Below are 20958 nucleotides of genomic sequence, written 5' to 3'. Positions count from 1 at the left end.
CCGGCGCGAGCCCCACCCACCGCCCGGGAGCGGTCGGTGGGGCTCGAACACCTCAGCGGATGGCCCGCCCCGGCTTGCGCACCAGGACGTGGCCGGTGCCGGCCGCCGCGTAGACCGGAGGACGCGGCCGGACCCACACGTGGGCGAACGGCATGTCGTAGGCGCCGACGGAGCCCACCAGGACCAGCTGTCCCGGGCCCAGCGACGAGGGTCCGTCGACGGCTCGGGTGAAGACGTCGCCCTCGTAGCAGTTGTTGCCGTACACCACGTACGGCTCCCGGGCGCAATCGGCGCCGGGCACGTCCCGCGTACCGCCCGCGTCGTCGGTGCCCGAAGACACGAACTCGATCGGGTGGTGGCGGGACTTCACCGTCCGGGCGAGATTGGTGCCGGCGTCCAGCACCAAGAGGTCGGGCCCCTCGGCGCGGCGTTTGCGCACGGCCACCCGGGCGACGAGCACGCCGTGTTCCTCCGCCAGGCTGCGCCCCGGCTCGACGACCAGGTGCACGTCCCGGGGCCGCAGGCCGAGCAGCCCGCACTCCTCGGCCACCTCGGCCGCGAACTCCGCCCAGGGCGCCGCCGGATCGGCCGTGTCGCCGCGCGGTGGAAACCCGCCGCCGATATTGAGGACGAAGGGCTCCGGGGCGTCGTGGGCCAATTCCGGCAACGTCTCGCGCCACAGTCGTATCGCGGCGCGGTACGTCTGCGGGCCGCCGACCAGGGTTCCCACGCCCAGATGCACGCCCCGAACCCGCACTCCCGCATCGGCCAGAATCCGCCGGGCCCGCGGCACCTCGTCGGGCATCAATCCGAATCGCGACCACTCCCCCGAATCGGTCCCGATGGCCAGGCGTAAACACACACGCGGTCGTGGACCGCCCTCGGGAATCGCGGCGGCGACGTGTTCGACCTCGGCCGCCGAGTCGATCTGTACGCCGACCCCGAGCGTCAGGGCCCGGGTCAATTCCGCGGCATGTTTCACCGGCCCGTCGAAGAGAATGCGATCGGGCGGGAAACCGTCCCTCAGGGCGATTTCGAGTTCCGGGCCGGAGACCACTTCGGCCGTCGCCCCCAGTGCGCACAACAGCCGCGTGAACGCCGTCAGTGGATTGCTCTTGTAGGAATACGCCAGGGTGCACCGCGGAAACCACTCGCGCCATGCCTTGCCCATCGCCGAGAAATCCCGTTCGACCCCGCTCGGATCGACCACGTAGAAAGGTGTCGGTATTTCCCGGGCGATCCGCTCGGCCGCGGCTTTCAGTCGATTTTCGATCACGACCAACCTCCGAATTTCTCGTCGGATACGAGGGAAGGTTTTCACCGTAGGACACCGATCCTGCGCATGTCGAGCCTCGAAAAGGGGAACTCCGATCGGCGCCGGCCGCACCCGCGGTCGGCTTTTCGGCAAACCGTATCGAGGTAACGACCGGAGTGTTAATGTCCCGGAATGAATGATGCCTCGCCCATATGGGATCCCGAGCGTGACCTGATCGCCATACCCGGCGCGCCCGGCTCTTCAGGACCTTACGCACAGTTGGTCGGGGCGGCCTTCGAGAGGGTGGACGCGGGTCTGGGGGCCGAGCGGGCGTTGAAAGCGGGGGCGCTGCTGCCCGCGGTCTCGGTGTTGGAGCGCAAGGCGGAGCCAATCCTGCGCCGCCGAATCCTTACGGTGGTGCAGTGCCTGGAGCGTGTGGTCGAGCGTTATCCCGACGACCCCCGACTGCGGGACTTCCTGGAGGTCCCGGCGGTGTTGCACCGGTGGATCATGCGGCACGACCATCGGGAGCGGCCTCGGGTGGACTTCTGTCGGCCGGACCTGGTCGGCGCGGATCTGGGTTCCGTACGGGTGTTGGAGTTCAACCCGAGCAGCCCGGGAGGTGTCATGGTGACGGGCACGGTCAACCGCATGTGGCGGGGATCGCCGGTGGGGGACGTCCTGGCAGGGTGGGGCGTGCCCGACGCACCGATGGAGCAACCGTCCTGGTTCGCGGACTGGGTACTCGCCCACGGTCGTGAACGCGGCGTTCCCGACGCACGGACCCAACGGATCGCGCTGATCCGCGGTCGGCGCCGGTCGCGGTTCGAAGTCGACGTGATGCGGGCCCAGTTCACCGCGCGGGGCCGGGTGTTGATCCCGGTGGACGCCGACGACGCCGCCGCCCTGTCGAAGTTCGCGTTGGCGTACCTCAAGTACGTCCCGGCCGACGCCGCCGAGGTCGAGCGGTGGGACGTGTTGTGCGCACGGTTGACCGCCGGCGACCTGGTCGCGCCCAATGCGTTGGCCGAGCGCTGGGTGGCGGAGAACAAATTATGCCTGGCCGTGATGTCCGATCCCCGGTTCCGACACCTGTTCACCCCCGCGCAGCACACGGCGCTGCACGCGCTCGTGCCCTGGAGCCGCAAACTCGGCGACGGCGTCTCCGTGGCCGAGGCGATCGCCGGTCGTGTCGACCTGGTCGTCAAGGCCCCCTATGGATTCCGCGGCCAGGCCGTACACATGGGGGTCGACACGGACCCGCACACCTGGACGGATCTGCTGGGAGATCCGGCACGGCGGGGATGGCTCGTTCAGGAACGTGTCGCGCCCTCGTGCGTCGACACCGATGGAGGGCGATACATGCGCGACCTGAAGGTCGCGGTTGTGCGTGGGCGGGTGATCGGCTACGGGTCGCGGATGGGCCGTAACCATGTCCTCAACGGAGCCCTCGGCAGCGCGATGGCCGCCGTGTTCGCCCCACACACCCTCGACACGGCCTGAGCCCAACGTCGCCCGAACGCGCCGCGTCAGTCCTTACGACCCGTCGCCGTGACCGTCACACCCAGCCCGATCATCACCGGCCCGCCCACGCCGCGCTGCGATTACGGCGGTCCCGTGCCGTGGGGGCTGTGGCGGACCCGGTACGGGGTCCACCACACGTATCGGCCCACCCGGTGCAGCAGGCCCGCGTCGTGGTAGCGCGCGGTCACCGCTTCGGTCAGGTCCGTCGTGGCCACGCCGCGCAGCAGCGGCTCGATGACCTGTGCGTAGCGGGGGTTGCGGATGACCAGGCGACGGAACGGGTCGGCGCGGTGGTCGCGGACCTCGATGAAGCCGGGACCGTGGCGGTAGCCGAACTTCGCGGGGCGGAAGTCGTCACGCCAGGCGGCGGCGAGGCGGTCTCTGTCGCCGTCGCCGTCTCCGTCGATCACGGTGGTCGGCGGGTGCAGGTGGCCGAGCGGGCGCCAGTCCCAGGGGCCGGCGGGCGGGCGGAGCGTCCAGTCGACGGCGAAGCCGTGCGCGGTGAGTTCGCGGACGACCACGAGTCCCGCCACGGCCGCCGCGCCGTCGGCCTCGCTCCCGCCGTCGGACAGCTCGATCGCGGCGTGCAGCCGGGCCAGGCCCGCACCGCCCGCGGCGAGCCGCGCAACCTCGTCCAGGGGGTCGCCGGCGACGTCCGCCTCGCCGAGGTACATCCCCGGTATCCGCGTGGCCTCCGGGTCGCGGTCGCGCCACAGGGCCAGCCGTACCGGCGGGAGGTCAGTGCTCATCGGCGGCCGAGGTGGGTACGAGCGTCGGCCGGCGCGGCCGGATCGGCGCCGGGTTGCGCGCGGCCGGCGCGACCTGGACGACCTCGCCGCCTTCGGCGAAGACCACGCCGAGCGAGCGCCATCGGGTGAGCAGGTCCTCGATGGCCGCCGCGGTGACGCCCTCGTGGCGCGCGGCGGTCTTGCGCAGCAGCGCCGCCGGGCTGTGCGGGGTGTCGAGCAGCCGGAACACCGTCGTCTCGATCGGGTCGACGAGTTCGAGCAGGTGCCAGTCGAAGCCGGGTCGGGTGTCGACCAGGACGATGCGGTCCCCGAGGTCGTGGTGGGTGAGCCGACTGCGCGGATGCGCGGCGATCCAGTCGGCGATGGCCGGCCGCAACCGGTCCAGGCAGGCCGCCGAGATCCCGCGTCGGGGCACATCGAAGATGTAGACGAGATCGGCGAGTTCCGCTTCGGGCAGGTCGTAGATGTGCCGGTAGTGCGCGGCCGGTCGGGGTGGGCCGAAACCCAGTTCGGGCCGGTCGAAGTACGGACTGAAGCGCTCGACCTTGACCCGGGTGGCACCGGCGGGCGGCATGAGGTGGTACAGCGCGCGCAGTTGGTCGATCACGTCGTCGTAGTCCCCGTCGGTCTCGCCGGGAAAACCGTAGAGGTGGTTCCAGCTCACCTCGGTCCCGACGGTTTCCGCGTCGCGGAGCAGCCGCACGTTGCGGCAGGCCGTCACGCCCTTGTCCATCAGCCGCAGCACCTTGCTGCTCAGGTTCTCGATTCCCGGTTGCACATGGCTGATGCCGGCCGCGTACAGGGTTTCGAGTTGGTCCCGGCGCAGGTTCGACTTGATCTCGTAGCCGATCCGCAGGTCGTATCCGGACTCGGCGAGGCGCGGCGCCATCGAACCGAGGTAGGCCATGTCGATGATGTTGTCGGTGACCCACACGTCGAGGATGCGGTGTCGTTCGACCAGGGCGAGGAGTTCGGCGACGAACCGGCCCGGGTCCTTGCTGCGGAACTCCATGAACGAGCCGTTGAGTCCGCAGAACGTGCAGTGGTGCTTCGCGCCCCACCAGCAACCGCGCGAACTCTCGACGACGAGCCGGGGTTCGACCCAGGAGCCGGCAGTCGACCTCGCGTGTCGTTCGAAGTAGTCGCCGTAGTCGGGCGTGACGAGCGCACCCGGGGGCAGCGGCGCGGCCTCCATCGGGTTGACCACACACGCGCCGTCCGACGTGCGCCAGCACAGGCCCGCGATGTCGGCCAGTGCCTTCTCGTCGCGGTCGCCGTCGATGGTGGCGGCGAGCAGTCGTGGGAACGCGGCCTCGCCCTCGCCGCGCACGACGGCGTCGATGTACGGGAAGTTGCGGTGCAGCGCGTCGCCCTGCGGGCCGTCGCAGTTCGCGCCGCCGAACACGGTGAGCGTGTGCGGCGCCAGTTCCTTGACGACGCGCGCCGCGGCCAATGTCGCGGCGTTCTGCGCGAACGTGGTGGTGAAGCCCACCACGTCCGGCGCCTGGGCGACGATCCGGGAGGCGGTCTCGCGGACGAACCGCGGCGCGAGTTCGTGCAGTTCCAGCGCCCTGGCGATCATGCCGTCGGGCACTCGACCGGCCAGGCGGGCGGTGAACTCCGGTACCTGCCAGCGCGGGCGGTCGTTCAGCGCGGCCGAGAAGATCCATTCGCTGAGCCCGGAGAAGTAGGAGTTGGCGCAGAACTCGTATTCCTCGGCGGTGAAACCGGTATGCGCGACCAGCCAGTCGACGTAGTCGAGGTTGGCGTGCACGACCTCGACGTGGGCGTCGGGGAAGACGTCGAGGACGCGCCGCCGCAGGATGCCGAGCGCCAACGACGGCATGTCGATCGACGACCACGGCATGTCCACGAGCACCACGCGCATGTCGCTCACCAGCGCCCGCGCCGGCTCAGCGCGGCGCGGGCGGCATCGCCCGCGGGGGTCGGGGTGGTCTCGAAGGCCGCGGCCACCCGCGCGGACACCGGGCCGTGCGCGAGTCCGGCGGGGGTGGCGAAGTACGCGTACAGCGTGGTCTCTTCCGGGGGGCCGGCCACGCCCGGGCCCCAGCCGGCGACGGCCGCCCGGGTATACCGGCGCAGCGCCGCGTGGCCGTGGTCGGTGCGCACGACGCCCTCGACTCCGATCAGGAACGACAGCGGCTGCTCGTGGCAGAGCGCGGTGAACAGGGAGAGCATCAGTTCGTGGTCGACGCTCTCGCGCACGGTCGTGGCGGTCGCCTCCGGCAGGTCGAGCAGGAATCGCGCGAACGCCTCCTCCACCGACAGGCCGGGGCCGAGGTGCGGGACCAGCCGGAAGGCGCCGAAGTGGGTCGAGGTCAGGAACCCGTCGAGCAGCTCGGCGTCGTCGTGGCCGGCCGCGCGGAGCGTGTGCAGGCTGCGCGCGAACGAGCCGGCGAGCCCGCCGTCGCGGCCCAGCCGCCAGATCCGGGATCGGAACCTGCGCGCGGCGGCGTCGAGTTCGTCGAGTTCGACGGTTTCCAGACACTCCATCTCGCCCGGGTTCGTCGCCACCTCGGCGGCGCCTTCGTCGGCCAGGCGGGCGCGCAGGTCGCGGTCGAGCAGGAGGCGCATGAGCAGGTCGGCGAGTTGCCCGCCGGACAGACCCGTGCCGGTCGCCGGCGGGGCGGAGGTCGTCTCGCGCGGTGGTGCGGAGGTGCCGACGAGGCGGTCGTCGCCACGCCGCCATGCGTCGGCCAGGTCGCGCAGCCGCTCGAAGTTGGGCCGGGACCGGTCCACCAGCCGGCCGTCGTCGCGGTACATCGGGTCCTCGTAGCTGACCCCGAGCAGGTTCGGGCAGCGCGGCAACAGGTATTCGGTGAGCTGTAGCTGCTCGTCCAGGAGCACGCCGTGGTGCAGGTCGCGGAACTTGCCGCCGACGATCTGGCAGCCCGACAGGTGCAGTTCGCGGCAGCGGTCGAGGGGTAGGGCCTCGATCCCGTCGAGCATGTGGCGGCCGGTACGGCCGCGCAGCCACTGGTAGCTGAGCAGATGGCCGACGTCGAGGGTGACCCACACGTCGGCGTCGTCGGCCAGCCTGGCGAAGTATGCGAACGCGTCGAGGCCGCCGAGGTGGAAGGACCCGCCCTCGGTGAAGCCGGGGAACTCCACGTGCAGCGGCGCCACCAGGCGACGGGCGGTGTCCGCGGTGTTGGCGGTGGCGATCTCCAGGCCGCGTTCGGTCAGCGGCGGCGGCAGTGGATACGGCAGCGGGCAGCCGCGCAGGCTCCAGATCCCGAGGTCTTCGACCACCCAGGACAGGTCGTGGCGGGCGGTGAGTTCGTTGGTGAACTCGATGGTTGGGCCGCGGTCGTAGCGCTCGGGCGAGCCCATGTTCAACTCGGTCTGGTGCAGCGCGCGGCGGGTTCCGGTGGGCAGTTCGGCGAAGAAGCGGTCGTAGGCGGGGGCGTAGTCGGCCAAGCGTACGGCGGCCCGCGAACGCGGTTGGAACGAGGGGCAGGCGTAGGCGAAGTCGTGGCCGTGGCGCCGGAAGAACGCGCGCACGCGTGGCGAGATGTCACCGCCGTCGGGCGTTTCGACGAAGCCGATGCCCCGATTGCCCAGGGTGCCTCCGCTCCACGGCATGTCCATGACCAGGCCCAGACCCAGCCTGGTCGTGGTGGCTGACGTTGGTGTCACGACGGCCTCCCGGCGTACTCGACGTCCGCCTCGGTGGTGGTGCCCGGATGGGGTCGGCCGGCCAGCGCGCCGACCAGGCGGCCGAGGAGCAGCCGGCCGCGTGCGGTGCGCGCCGCGAGCAGGCCGTCGGCACGCTGCGCGACGTCGCGGCGCGGCAGCGCGTACAAGCGCTCCCGAGCCAGATCGGCGATGGCGATCCGGTCATGGACGCCGTCGAGTTCGGCGGGGACGATACGCACCCACGGGTGTGGCCCGACCAGTTCGGCCTCGCGCGGGCCGGTCCCCGGTGTGCTGCTCGGGGGCGAGAGCCGGCCGGCCCGGCCCGGGGAGACCGTGCGGAAGACCCGTTCCAGTCGATCCAGCGCCTCGGCGCGGGCGGGGCCGCCGCCGACCGCCATCGGATAACCGACCCGGCCGCCGAGGTAGTTGAGTTCCGGATTGCCCGTGAGCGGCCCGGAGGTGTCCAGCGCCAGGCCGAAGTGCTCGGGGTGCCGGGCGAGCCGGCTGCCGGGCTCGGCGATCAGCAGTTCCAGCGCGTCGATGCCGATCCGGTCCTGGTTGTCCGTCAGGAAGCGCAGGGATTGCTCGAACTCGTCCGGTGTCTCGTCGAGGACGTGCCCCATCACGGACAGCCGCATGGTGATGCCCGCGTCGGCGAGGTTGTCGACGATGCGCTGGTAGTCGGCCGCGCGCACACCCCGGTCCAGCAGGTCGAGCAGGCGCTGCGAGGTGCCCTCGTAGCCGATGGCGATCTGCGCGCAGCCGAGGTCGGCCAGCTCGCGGCAGAACTCCGGGGCCAGCAGGCCGGGTTCGAGGCGGGCACGGACATCGAAACGCACCCGGACACCGCGGGCCCGCGCCAGCCGCATCGCCCGCGCGATCAACCGGAGGTTGGTGTTCTCGTCGGCGATCGCGACGAGTTCGGCGCCCGTGTCCCGGACCACCGACTCGACGGCGTCGGCCAGTTGCGCGGGGGTGCCCTGCTGGTAGCCGCCGCGGGCCAGGGAACGATTGCCGTAGGAGCAGAAGGCGCACCGCCCCCAGTAGCAGCCCACGCAGGACACGATGGCCAGTTGGGTGGTCTCCGAGAGGTAGGCGTGGATCGGCAGGTCGGCGAAGTCGGGTGGACCGAGGTCGCGAAACCGCAGCCGTACCGGGTGCGTCGAGTGTTGCGCGGCGCCGTCGGGTGAGAGCCAGGTCATACCGGGTACGTCGGCCTGTGCGGCGGTCCCGTCCAGCGCGTCGAGCCAGCGCTCCAGCGGCTCCTCGCCGGCCGTGTGGCACAGGGCGTGGACGGCGTGGCGCACGCCGGCCAGCCCGGCCAAGTCCCGGTGACGGAGCATCACCTGCTGGCCGCCGAGGCAGATGTGTGCGTCGGGTCGCAGCCGCCGCGCCCAGGCGGCGATCAGCAGCGCGGGTGCCAACTGGCTGAAGAACGCCACGGACAGGCCGACCACGCGGGGCCGGTGTCGGGCCAGCAGGTCCACGACGTGCCGGTGGAGCCGCTCGACCGCGACACCGGACGCGGCGGGCGGCGTCTCGGCGGCCACGCGCACGGCGGCGTCGAGTTGGCCGAGGTCGCGCCAGGTCCGGGTGAGGAGCGTGTCGCCGACGAGCAGCTCGACGGCGTTGCGCGCGAGCCGCAGCGCGTCGAACGCGGCGGGTGTGTGCGCTGGTTGGGGATCCTGAAGGTCGTGGGGCGCGTCGGCCGGTCGCTCCATGACCCGGGCGCGGATCTCGCCCGCGTGCCGGATCACGACGTCGGCCATGGCCTGCCGGTACCAGCCGTCCAGACCGGTGCCGCCACGGGCCGCGACCGCGGCGGTCAGCGTCTGCGGGTGTCGCAGCACGTCGTGCACCAGGCCGATGTTGAGATCGGCCTGGTGAACGCGCCGACCCCGACGCCGCAGGTGGCCGGTCAGGTAGGGCAGGCTCAGGTACGGGAAGAACCTGGCCTCGGTCTGCGGCGGAAAGATCAGGAGGACGTCGACCCGATCACCGCCGCCTGCCCGTTCGGACGGCACATTCCCACCTCGGCAGTCCGGGGTCTCAGATGGAGACGTCTTCCTCGTTGTTCGCCGCGATGTAGGTGTAGGAGTGGTACGCCCCACCGACCTTCAACTCGCTGGTCTCGATCACTTCGAGGTCGTCGAGCTCGGCGAACTCTTCCTCGTCGGCGGCGGTTTCTACCGTCACCTCGGGCGGTGCAACACTCATGATCCCTCCCCTGGCGTGCGATGGTGGCTGACGCCTTCACGGTAGCGGTGTGCGGTGGTGTGTCAACAGCCTTACGACAAAAGCAAGTTCCGCTCGGAGGAAGCTGCCTCGTCGAGAAAGCGCGCGACCCAGCGGCTCGTCGTCTCGTCGGCCTGGCGTGCGATACCGGGCGCGGGAATGCGCTCGGGCACCTCGACGTCGAGAAAGGCAAGACATCCCCGCACGCCGTCCTCGTACTTTGCGAGCAGGTCCTCGTAGACGACGACGTGGGGTGTGATGCGGTGGCGATCGAAGTACCGCGCCCAGGTCGCCGCGTCGTGATCGAGCATGCGCAGGTGCCGGCGGATGCCGTCGGGGTCGTAGCGCGGGGTCGAACTCGGCCGCCCCGTCGGAAGGTGGGTTCCGTCGACGATCCACACGCCGGTCTGCTCGGCCACGGTGTACGAGATCGCCTGCCGCAGGCGGTCCCGGCGCACCATGTGGATGTAGCGCGGCCCGCAAAGCAGTTCGTGCGGGTCGACCTCCAGGGCGGCCAGGTGGCCGGCGTGCACCTTGATGCCGAAGACGCCGTTGGGACTGGTCCGGCACCGCATCAGGGCGCGGACATGGGCGGCGGGCAGCCCGTCCGGGTCGTCGGCGTCGAATCCCCAGCGTTCGAAGTAGTCGAGGACGTGGGCGTCGGCCAGGTAGTCCTCGGGAAAGCCGGCCACGCCGGTATGCCACAGCGCACGGGCAAGCATGTTGCTGCCGCAGCGCGGGCTCGACGCCAGGACGTAGCGAATCGGCGGCGGGCCGGCGAACGGCGGGAAGTCGTACCGCTCACCGTTCGTCGAGTATCGCAGCGCCACGACCACCACTCCCGCTCCTCGCCGCCGTCCACGAACAGCCCTGTGACGCACGGCTCTTGTGATGCTATCGGCAGATGTGATTACCCCCGGAGCGGAACCGTCCCCTACCTTGAGGCCGTCCCGACCGGAGCTGTACGAGAACGTCCCGCTCGACGGTGGTTGGTTCGGACCCTGCGGCGGTGCGCGTCCTCCGGTTCCACACCCCTTCCCCCCCTTCCCGAGGAGACGCATGTCTGGCCGCGTCACACCACGCCTACGTCCCCGTCCCTTCCCCATCGGCCTGGTGACCACTCTGATCGCCACGCTCGTCGCCTTTCTCGCACTGGCTCCGGCCGGGCCCGCCGGCGCGACCGGCGCGCGACCGTCCGGCGCTGTTCCCTCTCCCACCGCGCCACACCGAGGGGTCGTGGCGCAGAACTCGGCCGACACGCCGACTCCCGGGCGTGACAGGGCCGTTCAGGCCTTCGTCGAGCAGCGCGCCAAGCTGCGTGCGGCCTTGTCCGGGGATTCCGCGAGCACCCCGAGCGACGCCGCGACAGCCGCCTCCGGCGCGAGCCTCGCGCCGACGCACAACTTCTGGGGCGTCTTCCCGCAGGCCGGCACCCACGACGGCATCACCGCGACGCACAGCGTGGATCCCTCGTACAGGGTGAGCAACTCGCAGAACTTCACCTACGCCCCGACCACCAAGGCACTGAACTCGTGCATGGAGGTCGTCACCGCCTACTGGAGCCAGGGCGCCGAGATCTGGGCGTGGGACTGGTGCGGCACGAGCGGCCCCGCCAAGACCGTGAAGGTGGACGCCGCGTTCCTGGCGAAGTACACCACCACCGTCAACGGAATCACCTCCTACAGCGTGCAGTTGAGCAAGGACGCGACCTCGGGCAACGCGTGGTCGTCGTTCCTGTACAACTACAAGACCCAGGCGTGGGAGTCGCTGTTCCGCTCGTCCGGCACCGACCAGAGCGCTCTCAACTACGGCTGGGACATCTTCGAGATCTACGCCACGGTCAACCCCGCCACCGGTAAGGGCTACTACTGCACCGAGGCCCGCAATACCACGTTCGACAGCACCGACATCAAGCTCCGCCGGGGCGGCGCGTGGCAACTCGCGACCCCCACCGACTCGCCGTGGACCAGCACCAGCCCGCGCGGCAGCGACTACCTGTGCCCGTCGCTGACCTTCACCCGAGCCGCGCAGAACTACCACTGGACGGTGCACCCCTGATCGTCCGCACGACCGCACGACCGGGCGCCGGACGGGCGGGCTCGACCCCCGTCCGGCGCTTCGCCCTCTGGCTGGACGAAAACGGTGGAGCCACCGGCTACTTCGACGTCCACGACTACATCGCCCTGTGCCGCCGGCACTACACGAAGGTGGGCCTGGGCGCCGAATGCGTCGACGCGCTCTTCCGCTGAGCCCCCGGGCCACGCCCGCCGCCGCCCGGTCGGGGAGACGGAAGTGCCCGGCGCGCTCGTGGCCTGCACACCCGAGCGGCCGGGCACCGTCCTCGGCGGTCAGACCAGTTGCGCCGACACGATCGTCACGGGCTCCACCGGCACGTCGCGGCTGCCGTTCCTCGACGTGGTGGGCACGCCCTCGATGGCGTCCACCACGTCCTTGCCGTCCACGACCCTGCCGAACACCGCGTAGCCCCAGCCGTCCTGACCGGGATAGTCGAGGAACTCGTTGGCGGCGGCGTTGATGAAGAACTGCGCACTGGCCGAGTGCGGATCCGACGTCCGCGCCATCGCCACCGTGTACTTGTCGTTGCGCAGACCGTTCTTGGCCTCGTTCTCCACCAGGTTCGGCGCCGGCTTCTTCTCCATGTCCGCGGTCAGGCCGCCGCCCTGGATCATGAAGCCCGGGATCACCCGGTGGAAGATGGTGCCGTCGTAGTGACCGGCCTTGACGTAGTCGACGAAATTCGCCACCGACTTCGGAGCCTTCGACTCGTCGAGCTCCAGGGTGATGTCCCCGCTCGAGGTCCGCAGCAGTACTTTGATCATCCGGCCATCGTACGCAGTGCCGAAGCCGCCGCCGGGTACCGACACCGACGGGGGCGGCCGACCGGAATCCCGGCCGACGGCCCGCGAAGGCCCGTACGCCACGCCCCGCCCCGAACGGCCCGTCCGCTACCGCAACATGCGGTCGGCGCCGGCGGCCGTACGACGCGTACCGCTGTGGCGGTTCACCCAGTCGCGGATGAGGTTGATCGTGTTGGCGCACTGCGCGAGTCGACGGGGCCGCGAAACAGCGAAGGCAAGGAGATTCCTCTCCTTGCCTCTCTCAACTTATAGCGCACCCGGGGGCTTGCGGCAAGGCCCCCGTCGGGGCGCAGAATCGTCCGCCGTGGCCACTACCTGCGGAAATGGGAAGGACGACAACGAGGGATGAGAACGTGCCCGACAACAGGTTCGACGACGCCGGCGGCACCGGTGATGCGGCGACACCGGAGCAGGACTGTCTCGGAGGTATCGCGGTGAGCGACCGCTACGTATCGGATCTCGGCGGGATCGACGCGACGATGGTCGCCCTCGTCGGCGGCAAGGCCGCACACCTGGGCGCATTGTCCGGGATCGAAGGCATCCGGGTGCCGGCCGGCTTCTGTGTGACCACGGACGCCTTCCGGCGAGTCGTCGCGCAGGCGCCGTCGCTCGACGAGCTGCTGGACCGGCTGTCCCGCTCGAACCCGGACGACCGGGAGGAGATCCGCACGCTGAGCGCGGAAATCCGCCGGACCATCGAGGAGATCGCCGTCCCGGACGATGTCGCGACGGCGATCACCGGCGCGCTCGCCCGGTTCGGCGAGCAGGCCGGCTACGCCGTACGATCCAGCGCGACCGCGGAGGACCTGCCGACGGCCTCGTTCGCGGGCCAGCAGGACACGTACCTGAACGTGGTCGGGCCGACGGCCATCCTGCGTCATGTCGGCCGGTGCTGGGCCTCGTTGTTCACCGAGCGGGCGGTGGCCTACCGGCGGCGCAACGGCATCGACGATCGTGCGGTCCACATGGCCGTGGTCGTCCAGCGGATGGTCTTCCCGCACGCGGCCGGCGTCCTGTTCACCGCCGACCCCGTCACGGGCAACCGCAGGGTCGCCACCGTCGACGCCGGCCCGGGCCTGGGCGAGGCGCTGGTCTCCGGCCTGGTGAACCCGGACGTGTTCACGGTGCGCGACGGCGAGATCGTCGCCAGAACGATCGCCGACAAGCCGCGCGCCCTCCACGCCGTGCCGGGCGGCGGCACGCACGAGGTGGCGATCGCCCCGGACCGGCGGCGGCAGCCGGCGCTGACGGACGCGCGGGTGTTGGAACTGGTGCGGCTCGGTCGGCGGATCGAGGCGCACTTCGGCCGGCCGCAGGACATCGAGTGGTGTCTGGACGGCGACGGCTTCCGGATCGTGCAGAGCCGGCCGATCACGACGTTGTTCCCCATTCCCGAGAGCGACGACCGGGACAACCACGTCTACGTCTCGGTCGGCCACGGGCAGATGATGACCGACCCCATGAAGCCCCTGGGACTGTCCGTGTGGCAGCTGACGGCCATGGCCCCGATGTCCACGGCCGGCGGGAGGTTGTTCGTCGACGTCACCCGCCGCTTGGCCTCGCCCACGAGCCGCACCGCCTTCCTGGACCTCGTCGGGCGCGGCGATCCGCTGGTCAGGGACGCGCTGGAGAGCGTTCTGGAGCGCGACGGCTTCGTTCCGTCGCTCCCGGACGCGGGTCCGCCCGAGCCGCTGATCGTCGACTCGGCGCCCACCCCGATCGAGACGGATCCGGCCATCGTCGCCGAGCTGATCGAGCGCGGCCGGACGTCCGTCGACGCCCTGCGGCGCGAGATCCGGAGCAAGTCCGGACCGGCGCTGTTCGACTTCCTGACGGAGGCCTTCGCGGAGCACAAGCGGGCCCTCGGGGATCCGCTGAGCCTTCGGGTGATCATGGCGGGGATGGAGGCCACGTGGTGGCTGGGCGACAAGCTGTGGGAGTGGCTGGGCGAGAAGAACGCGGCCGACACGCTCACCCTGTCCGCCCCCGGCAACGTCACCTCCGAGATGGGCCTGGCGCTGCTCGACGTCGCCGACGTGATCCGCCCGCATCCGGAGGTGGTCGCCTACCTGCGGGGTGTCGAGGACGAGGACTTCCTGGACGAGTTGCCCAAGCTCGCGGGCGGGGCCGAGGCGCGCGACGCCGTGGAGGCCTACCTCGACCGGTACGGCATGCGCTGCGTCGGCGAGATCGACATCACCAGGCCGAGGTGGCGCGAACGCCCCACCACACTTGTCCCGGTGATCCTCGACCACGTGAAGAACTTCGAACCCGGCGCCGCCGAACGGCGGTTCGAGGAGGGCCGGCAGCGGGCACTGGCGAAGGAACGGGAGGTATTGGCGCGCCTGCGAACCCTGCCCGACGGGGACCGAAAGGCCGACGAGACCAAACGTATGATCGACCGGGTCCGCACCTTCATCGGATACCGGGAATACCCGAAGTACGGCATCATCACCCGCTACTTCGTCTACAAGCAGGCCCTGCTGGCCGAGGCCGACGACCTCGTGCGGGCCGGCGTGCTGGCCGATCGGGAGGACGCCTACTTCCTCACGTTCCAGGAACTCCACGACGTCGTACGCTCGCACCGGGTGGACGATCGGCTCATCCGGGAGCGCAAGAACGCCTTCCGGTCGTACCACGCGCTCACCCCGCCCCGGGTGCTCACCTCCGACGGCGAGGCCGTCAATGGGTCCTACCGCCGCGACGACGTACCGGACGGTGCGCTGGTCGGCCTGCCGGTGTCCGCCGGCACCGTCGAGGGTCGGGCCCGGGTCGTCCTGGACATGGCGGAGGCCGATCTCGATGCGGGCGACATCCTGGTCACGGCCCACACCGACCCCAGCTGGTCGCCCCTGTTCGTCGGGATCACGGGCCTGGTGACGGAGGTGGGCGGCCTGATGACGCACGGCGCGGTGATCGCCCGGGAGTACGGCCTGCCGGCGGTCGTGGGCGTGGACCAGGCAACCCGGCTGATCCGCGACGGGCAGCGGATCCGTGTCCACGGCACCGACGGCTACGTCGAGATCCTGTCCTGACTCCCGACCACCGCGGCGGCGGGGAATCCGGCGCCGGAACCCCGGCCCGGATCCCCGGTCACCCGTGCGTCAGACCCAGGCCCGCAACTCCTCGTCGCGTGGGGCGTCGACTTGGGTCCACGTGGTGTCGATGCGCATCGTGGCCCGGCGCTCCGGGTCGTAGGAATCCCACCCGGGCTTGCCGGTGCGGGCGAAGTCGATCCAGGCCGCGTGCATGCGGCGAGCCAGCTCCGCAGGGGGATCGGCCGGGCCCAACAGAGCCTCCGGGCCTCGGAGTTCGGGCAGGTGCGCGAGGTCGAAGACGAACGGGACCTCCACCGTGTGCGTGGCGCCGAGGCGACCGTCCAGCGCCGGGGAGCGCCAGGCGAACTCGTAGACGTGGGTGGCCGATCGCGGGTGCGCGGCATGCGCGTCGGCCAGGGCGCGGCTGCCCGCCCCGAACAGCGCGTCGCCCAGGATGGCGGAGCGCAGTTCGCCGAAGCCCGCCTCGGGCCGCGACTTCCGGTAGGTCTCGACGAGTTGCCCCGGATCGGGGTGCGCGCGGGCGGCCGTGTCGTCGACGTCGGCGGCGGTCGAGTCGGCGTAGCTGTCCACCGGAACCAGGTAGAGGTTGCCCTCCTCGGTGTTGGTCCCGACGAGCAGGTCGACGCTCGCGCCGAGCCCGGCGGCGACGGACTCGGCGGGTTGGGTGTCCAGGACCAGGCCGAACGGGGCGAGGCCGAGCAGCGGGTCGTGATGGGTGTCGGTCCGCAGGTCGAGGCCAAAGAGCCGGGAGGCGGCCTCGACCAGGCGTTCGTCGCCGATGTCCGCGAACGTGTCGACGTACGGCTCGATGCCCAGGTGTTCGGCCGCCGCCCGGGTGACCCGGGCGGCCTGCTCCGGCGTGAACGCGCCCAGGCCGCTGCCGCTTTGTACGATCGCCCGGCGCAGCAGGCCCGCGGCTTCCGGGCCGGCCAGGACGCCGCCGACGATGGTCGCCCCGGCCGACTGGCCGAAGAGGGTGACGCTGCGCGGATCACCGCCGAACGCGGCGATGTTGTCCCGGACCCACCGCAGCGCGGCCACCACGTCCAGCAGCCCGCGGTTGGCGGGGGCGCCGGGGATGTCGAGGAACCCGGCGATGCCGAGGCGGTAGTTCACGGTGACGAGCACGACGCCGTCGCGGGCGAACGTGGATCCGTCGTACAGCGCGGACCGGGTCGACCCGGCGACGTATCCGCCCCCGTGTACGAACACCATGACGGGCCGTCCACCGTCGGCGATCGCACCGGCGGGGGTATGGACGTCGACGGTGAGATAGTCCTCCCCGCGGCTCCAACCGGCCCCGAAGTAGGGGGACATGTCCACCCGGCCGAGCCCGCGCTCGGCCTGGGGGGCATTGGGTCCCGGGGCGCCGGCGTCGCGGATGCCGGGCCACGGCTCGTGCGGTCGCGGAGCGGCGAATCGGCCCGCGCCGCGCGGCGGCGCGGCGTAGGGGATGTTCCGGAAGACGGCGATGCCGTCGTCCCGGCGCGGACCGCGCACGGTCCCGTGTGTGGTGGTGACGGTGTGCGACACGACGATGCCTTCCTCAGTCCCGCTCGGTGTACGGGGTGAACGGGGCCCAACCCTTGATCGCGAACCCGGCGCCCTCGTGCGCGACTTCGGCCGCGCCGTGGCCGGCCAGGTGCGCGGGGATCACCAGGGCGTTGTGGTCGGCCGCCCAGCCCAATACCTTGCGGCGGGTGGCGCGGGCGCCCGCGGGGTCCTCGCAGAAGCAGCTGTTGACGTGCGGTTCGAGCACCTGCACCGGGCTGTGCAGCATGTCGCCGACGAACACCGCGCGGTCCGTCCCGGAGGCGAGGGTCAGTACGGAGGAGCCCGGCGTGTGTCCGGGAGCCGCGTCCAGGCGCAGGTGGGCGTCGATGCGGTGGCTGCCCTCCCACAGCAGCGTCCGACCGGCCCGGTGCACCGGGGCCACGCTGTCCTCGAAGACGTTCTGGTTGCCGCGGCCGAATACGCTTTCGTGGCTGTTCTCGGGGTTCCAGAAATCGAAGTCGTCCTTCGGCATCAGGTAGGTGGCGTTGGGAAAGGTCGGCACCCACTCCCGCCCGTCCAGTCGGGTGTTCCAGCCGACGTGGTCGATGTGGAGATGCGTGTTGATCACGATGTCCACGTCTTCCGGCGCGACACCGGTGCGGGCGAGATTGGCCAGGAAGTCCGTGTCCAGTCGGCTCCAGACCGGGGCGTACGGGCGCTCTTTGTGATTGCCCACGCCGGTGTCGACCAGGATGGTCCTGCCCTCGCTGCGCAGCAGCCAGGTCTGGATCGCGGAATTGACGATATTGGTCTCGGAATCCAGAAAATGCGGATCCAGCCAGGGGGACTCGTCCGTCCAGACCTCCTTCGAGCTTTCCGGGAAGAAGGCGTGCGGGGTCATGTCGACGGATCCGTAGTATTCGCGGATTCGGGTGATGGTGACGTCGCCGAGTTCGATCTGCTCCATGGGTATTCCCTGGGTTCCTTATACATTCGAGGGGCTTTCCGAAAGCGTACGAACGGCCCGGTCGGCTCCGGTATCCGTCACGTGACTGCACCGCGCGGGGCGTCGGCCCGCCCGCTTGTAGCCTGGGGGCGACCAGGCAGGACGGCTCGGTCGAGCGACGGGCCCCGATCACCGGAGACCCGTGAGCACGCACGCAGGCACCCCTCGTCCGGGCGCCCGATCGCACCCGGAACCCGCCGAGCCGCTCGTCGGCCGCGACCGGGAGGTGGCCCGCCTGCTGCACACGCTCGACACCGCCTCGGCGGAACAGCTGCTGCTGCTGGGCGACGTGGGGATGGGCAGGAGCGCCCTACTGGACCGGGTCGTGCGCGCGGCCGAGACCGACGATGCCCGCGTCCTTCGAGCCGCCGGCAGCGAGTCCGAGTCGAGCCTGGCGTTCGCCGCCCTGCATCAACTGCTGCGTCCGGTGTCGGCCGAGGTGGACGACCTGCCGGAGCGGCAACGCGCCGCGCTGCACGGCGCCTTCGGCACCGGTCCGATCCCGGCGGACACCGACCCGATGCTGATCGGCGTCGCCGTATTGGGCCTGCTGTCCGCCCTGGCGGAGCAGGGGCGGGTGCTCGTGGTCCTGGACGACGCGCAGTGGTTCGACCGCGCGTCCCTGGACGCGTTGTCCTTCGCCGCCCGACGGACGGCCGGCGAACCGGTCACGATGCTGGTCGCCGCCCGCACCGGCGATCACCTGCCCGGCTTCGACCGGCACATCCCGACGTTGACTCTCGGACCGCTGGACGACGCCGCGGCGGGTCATCTGCTCGACCTACAGCCGCAACGCCCGACCGGCCGGACGAGGGCCCGGATCCTGGCCCAGGCCGACGGCAATCCGCTGGCGCTCATCGAGCCGGCGCGGGCGGCGGGCGCACCCGGGTCGACCGCCGGGTCGGCCGCCGGCGGGCCGCTCCCGCTGACCGAGCACTTGGAACGCCTGTTCGCGGCTCGCCTGCCCGATCTGCCGTCCACGACCGCGCAGGCCGTGCTGCTCCTGGCCGCCATGGACACCGTCGACTCCGCCATCGCCGCCCCGGCCACCCTCCCCGGGCCCGAGGACGCCGCCGTGTGGGGGCCCGCCGAACGGGTCGGGCTGATCCGGCGCACCGGTCGGGGTGTGCGCTTCGGCCACCCCCTGGCCCGCTCGGCCGTCTATCACGCCGCCCCCGTGGAGGCCCGGCGCGCCGCCCACCGCACACTCGCCGAGGCGCTGCGGGGCGAGCCGGACCGGCGTGCCTTGCACCTCGCCGCCGCGAGCACGCCGCCGGACGCGGCCGTCTCGGCGGAGCTGGAGCGCACCGCCGACCGGGCCCGGCGTCGCGGCGGCCACGCGGCGGCGGCCGAGGCCCTGCACCGTGCCGCCCACCTCGCACCACGCGAGGACGGCGCCCGGCTCCTGGTCGAGGCCGCCTCGGCCGCCGCGCTTACCGGGGACCTGCCCTGGGTCGAGGAGCTGGCCGCCGAGGTACGGGCGCGCACCGACGACCCGTCGCTCCTGGCCCGCGCCGCCGGCGAGCTCGGCCGGCTGGCCGCGCTGATCGTGCGGCACACCGTCGTCTTCGCCCGACTGGCCGACGCCGCCGAGGAGTCGGCCCCCACCCGCCCCGGCACGGCGCTCGACCTGGTGGCCTCCGCCGCCGTGGTCCGCTTCTACTGCGGCGAGGACGCGCAGCGGCGACGCGTCCGCGACGTCCTGGCCGGCATCCCCGACGACGCGTCGTGGTTGCGCGTCTGGATTCGGGCGGTGTCCGACCCCTTCGACAACCGGGCCGAACTGCTGTCCCTGCTGCCGCGCCTCGTGGCGGAGGCGCGACGCCGCCCCGACCGACTCACCGCGTTCGCCGTCATGGCGTGGTTGTTGGACGAGACCGCGCAGGCCGTCCGCGCCTTCGACGAGGCATTCGACCGCTGGGGCGTACGCGGACCGCTACCGGAGGGGCTGGGCGGCGCGGCCGCCTGGAGCTATGTGGAACTGGGCAGGTGGGGGCGGGCCCGGGAGGCGTGTGCCCGTAGCGGGGCACTCGGCGCGAGAGCCGGCCTCGACCACGCGGTGGCGTGCGCGGCCGCCGTGGATGCCACGATCCTCGCCTACCAGGGGGACCCGGCGGCGGCTCGCCACCGGGCCGAGGAGGCACTCGCCCTGGTCGACCCGGCGGAGAGCCGCTCGGTCGCCGTCTACGCCCGTCGTGCCCTCGGCGCGGCAGCCCTCGCGGAGGGCGCGCACGAGGACGCGTACCACCAACTCCGCGCCGTTTTCACCGCGGACGGCGAGCCCGTGCACTACCACGCCGCCTATCCGGCGCTGGCGGATCTGGCCGCGGTGGCGGTACGCACCGGCCGGCGCGAAGAGGTGGCCGGCATCGTCGAGCGCGCCGCACACACGCTCGGCGCCGATGCCTCACCCCGCCTGCGTGCGCTCATCGAGCGGGCTCGTGGTCTGCTGGCCGACCCCGAGGACGCCGAGCCGCACTTCCGCGCGGCCCTGGCCGACCCGGAGTCGGCACACCGACCGTTCGAACGTGCCCAAACCCTCCTGGACTTCGCCGAGTGGCTGCGCCGGCGTCGGCGCATCGCCGAGGCGCGGGTCCCCCTCGCCGAGGCCCTGGAGACGTTCCGGCGGCTGGGCGCCCGCCCGTGGATCGAGCGGGCCCGGGCCGAGGCGCGCGCCGCCGGCCTCGACGTCTCCGATTCCGCGCCCGACGCACTCGCCGAACTCTCTCCGCAACAACAGCAGATCATCCGGCTCGCCGCCCGCGGACTGACCAACCGCGAGATCGGCGAGCGGCTGTTCTTGTCCCCGCGCACGGTCGGCTCGCACCTGTACCGCAGCTTCCCCAAGCTGGCCGTCACCACCCGCTCCCAGCTGCGCGACCTCATCGACAACGCGCACGCGACCCCCGACCGCCGGGACTGAGGCCACACCTCGCATCGCCGCACATCGCCCCGACACCTGCTCGGCGACGCTCGGACGCTCAACCGCTCGATCCGATTCGCGAACAGCAACTGAGTGTGCCAATGCGTCAGTTCGCTGCTTCGCCTACGTCGGATTTCGCCCCGCTTCGGCGCCGAACCGGAAGGAGCCGTGCGA

14 protein-coding genes are annotated in these 20958 nt (G+C 71.6%); 4 read left to right on the top strand and 10 right to left on the bottom strand.

What is annotated here, in order from left to right; all coding sequences use genetic code 11:
* Positions 1-52 precede the first annotated feature (52 nt).
* Positions 53-1276: a hypothetical protein gene (locus ACH4XV_RS28835; protein WP_395794742.1), complete on the bottom strand. Its 1224-nt coding sequence runs from the start codon at positions 1274-1276 to the stop codon at positions 53-55.
* A 171-nt stretch (positions 1277-1447) separates the two neighbouring features.
* On the opposite strand from ACH4XV_RS28835, the gene ACH4XV_RS28830 reads away from it, so the two are divergent.
* Positions 1448-2758, top strand: coding sequence for a hypothetical protein (locus ACH4XV_RS28830; protein WP_395794740.1), 1311 nt, complete (start codon positions 1448-1450; stop codon positions 2756-2758).
* Between the two features lie 101 nt (positions 2759-2859).
* On the opposite strand, the gene ACH4XV_RS28825 is transcribed toward ACH4XV_RS28830, so the two are convergent.
* The 6 genes from ACH4XV_RS28825 to ACH4XV_RS28800 all read right to left on the bottom strand — a co-directional run bounded on the left by ACH4XV_RS28825 (position 2860) and on the right by ACH4XV_RS28800 (position 10253).
* Positions 2860-3528 (bottom strand): DUF5825 family protein, encoded by a 669-nt coding sequence (locus tag ACH4XV_RS28825; RefSeq protein WP_395794738.1) that lies wholly within the window; start codon positions 3526-3528, stop codon positions 2860-2862.
* Entirely contained in the window at positions 3518-5416 is a 1899-nt protein-coding gene (locus ACH4XV_RS28820) for a RiPP maturation radical SAM C-methyltransferase (RefSeq protein ID WP_395794736.1), read from the bottom strand. Before ACH4XV_RS28820 ends, ACH4XV_RS28825 begins: the two co-directional genes overlap by 11 nt.
* A gap of 5 nt (positions 5417-5421) precedes the next feature.
* A complete protein-coding gene (locus tag ACH4XV_RS28815) occupies positions 5422-7188 on the bottom strand; it encodes a DUF692 family multinuclear iron-containing protein (protein WP_395794734.1) in 1767 nt (588 codons plus the stop codon).
* A complete protein-coding gene (locus ACH4XV_RS28810; RefSeq protein WP_395794732.1) occupies positions 7185-9212 on the bottom strand; it encodes a B12-binding domain-containing radical SAM protein in 2028 nt (675 codons plus the stop codon). Before ACH4XV_RS28810 ends, ACH4XV_RS28815 begins: the two co-directional genes overlap by 4 nt.
* A gap of 25 nt (positions 9213-9237) precedes the next feature.
* Positions 9238-9405, bottom strand: coding sequence for a hypothetical protein (locus ACH4XV_RS28805; protein ID WP_380007676.1), 168 nt, complete (start codon positions 9403-9405; stop codon positions 9238-9240).
* A 71-nt stretch (positions 9406-9476) separates the two neighbouring features.
* Complete coding sequence (locus ACH4XV_RS28800; protein WP_395794729.1) at positions 9477-10253, bottom strand: Stf0 family sulfotransferase; 777 nt, start codon at positions 10251-10253, stop codon at positions 9477-9479.
* A 283-nt stretch (positions 10254-10536) separates the two neighbouring features.
* Here ACH4XV_RS28800 and ACH4XV_RS28795 point away from each other — a divergent pair, with 283 nt between their 5' ends.
* A complete protein-coding gene (locus ACH4XV_RS28795) occupies positions 10537-11481 on the top strand; it encodes a carbohydrate-binding protein (protein WP_395794727.1) in 945 nt (314 codons plus the stop codon).
* A 290-nt stretch (positions 11482-11771) separates the two neighbouring features.
* Here the strand turns inward: ACH4XV_RS28795 and ACH4XV_RS28790 are convergent, their stop codons facing one another.
* A complete protein-coding gene (locus ACH4XV_RS28790) occupies positions 11772-12263 on the bottom strand; it encodes a peptidylprolyl isomerase (RefSeq protein WP_395794725.1) in 492 nt (163 codons plus the stop codon).
* 473 nt (positions 12264-12736) lie between these two features.
* Between ACH4XV_RS28790 and rph the strand changes: the two genes are divergently transcribed.
* Positions 12737-15337, top strand: coding sequence for a rifamycin-inactivating phosphotransferase (gene rph / locus ACH4XV_RS28785; RefSeq protein ID WP_395795065.1), 2601 nt, complete (start codon positions 12737-12739; stop codon positions 15335-15337).
* A 69-nt stretch (positions 15338-15406) separates the two neighbouring features.
* Here rph and ACH4XV_RS28780 read toward each other — a convergent pair whose 3' ends face one another.
* On the bottom strand, positions 15407-16894 hold the full coding sequence (locus tag ACH4XV_RS28780) for a carboxylesterase/lipase family protein (protein ID WP_395794723.1): 1488 nt from the start codon (positions 16892-16894) through the stop codon (positions 15407-15409).
* A gap of 13 nt (positions 16895-16907) precedes the next feature.
* Complete coding sequence (locus ACH4XV_RS28775) at positions 16908-17822, bottom strand: MBL fold metallo-hydrolase (protein ID WP_395794721.1); 915 nt, start codon at positions 17820-17822, stop codon at positions 16908-16910.
* 181 nt (positions 17823-18003) lie between these two features.
* Here ACH4XV_RS28775 and ACH4XV_RS28770 point away from each other — a divergent pair, with 181 nt between their 5' ends.
* Positions 18004-20784, top strand: coding sequence for a helix-turn-helix transcriptional regulator (locus ACH4XV_RS28770; RefSeq protein ID WP_395794719.1), 2781 nt, complete (start codon positions 18004-18006; stop codon positions 20782-20784).
* Positions 20785-20958: the final 174 nt, after the last annotated feature.

The organism is Embleya sp. NPDC020630 (assembly GCF_044334985.1).
In the GTDB taxonomy this organism is placed as follows: domain Bacteria; phylum Actinomycetota; class Actinomycetes; order Streptomycetales; family Streptomycetaceae; genus Embleya.
The sequence above is the reverse complement of the archived record's forward strand: the minus strand, read 5'-3'. Positions and strand labels throughout refer to the sequence as shown.

What these genes read in the sequence shown, in the direction of transcription:
- ACH4XV_RS28820 (WP_395794736.1), bottom strand. Translation starts at nt 5,416, where the DNA reads ATGCGCGTGGTGCTCGTGGACATGCCGTGGTCGTCGATCGACATGCCG.
- ACH4XV_RS28830 (WP_395794740.1), top strand. Translation starts at nt 1,448, where the DNA reads ATGAATGATGCCTCGCCCATATGGGATCCCGAGCGTGACCTGATCGCC.
- ACH4XV_RS28790 (WP_395794725.1), bottom strand. Translation starts at nt 12,263, where the DNA reads ATGATCAAAGTACTGCTGCGGACCTCGAGCGGGGACATCACCCTGGAG.
- ACH4XV_RS28775 (WP_395794721.1), bottom strand. Translation starts at nt 17,822, where the DNA reads ATGGAGCAGATCGAACTCGGCGACGTCACCATCACCCGAATCCGCGAA.
- ACH4XV_RS28805 (WP_380007676.1), bottom strand. Translation starts at nt 9,405, where the DNA reads ATGAGTGTTGCACCGCCCGAGGTGACGGTAGAAACCGCCGCCGACGAG.
- ACH4XV_RS28825 (WP_395794738.1), bottom strand. Translation starts at nt 3,528, where the DNA reads ATGAGCACTGACCTCCCGCCGGTACGGCTGGCCCTGTGGCGCGACCGC.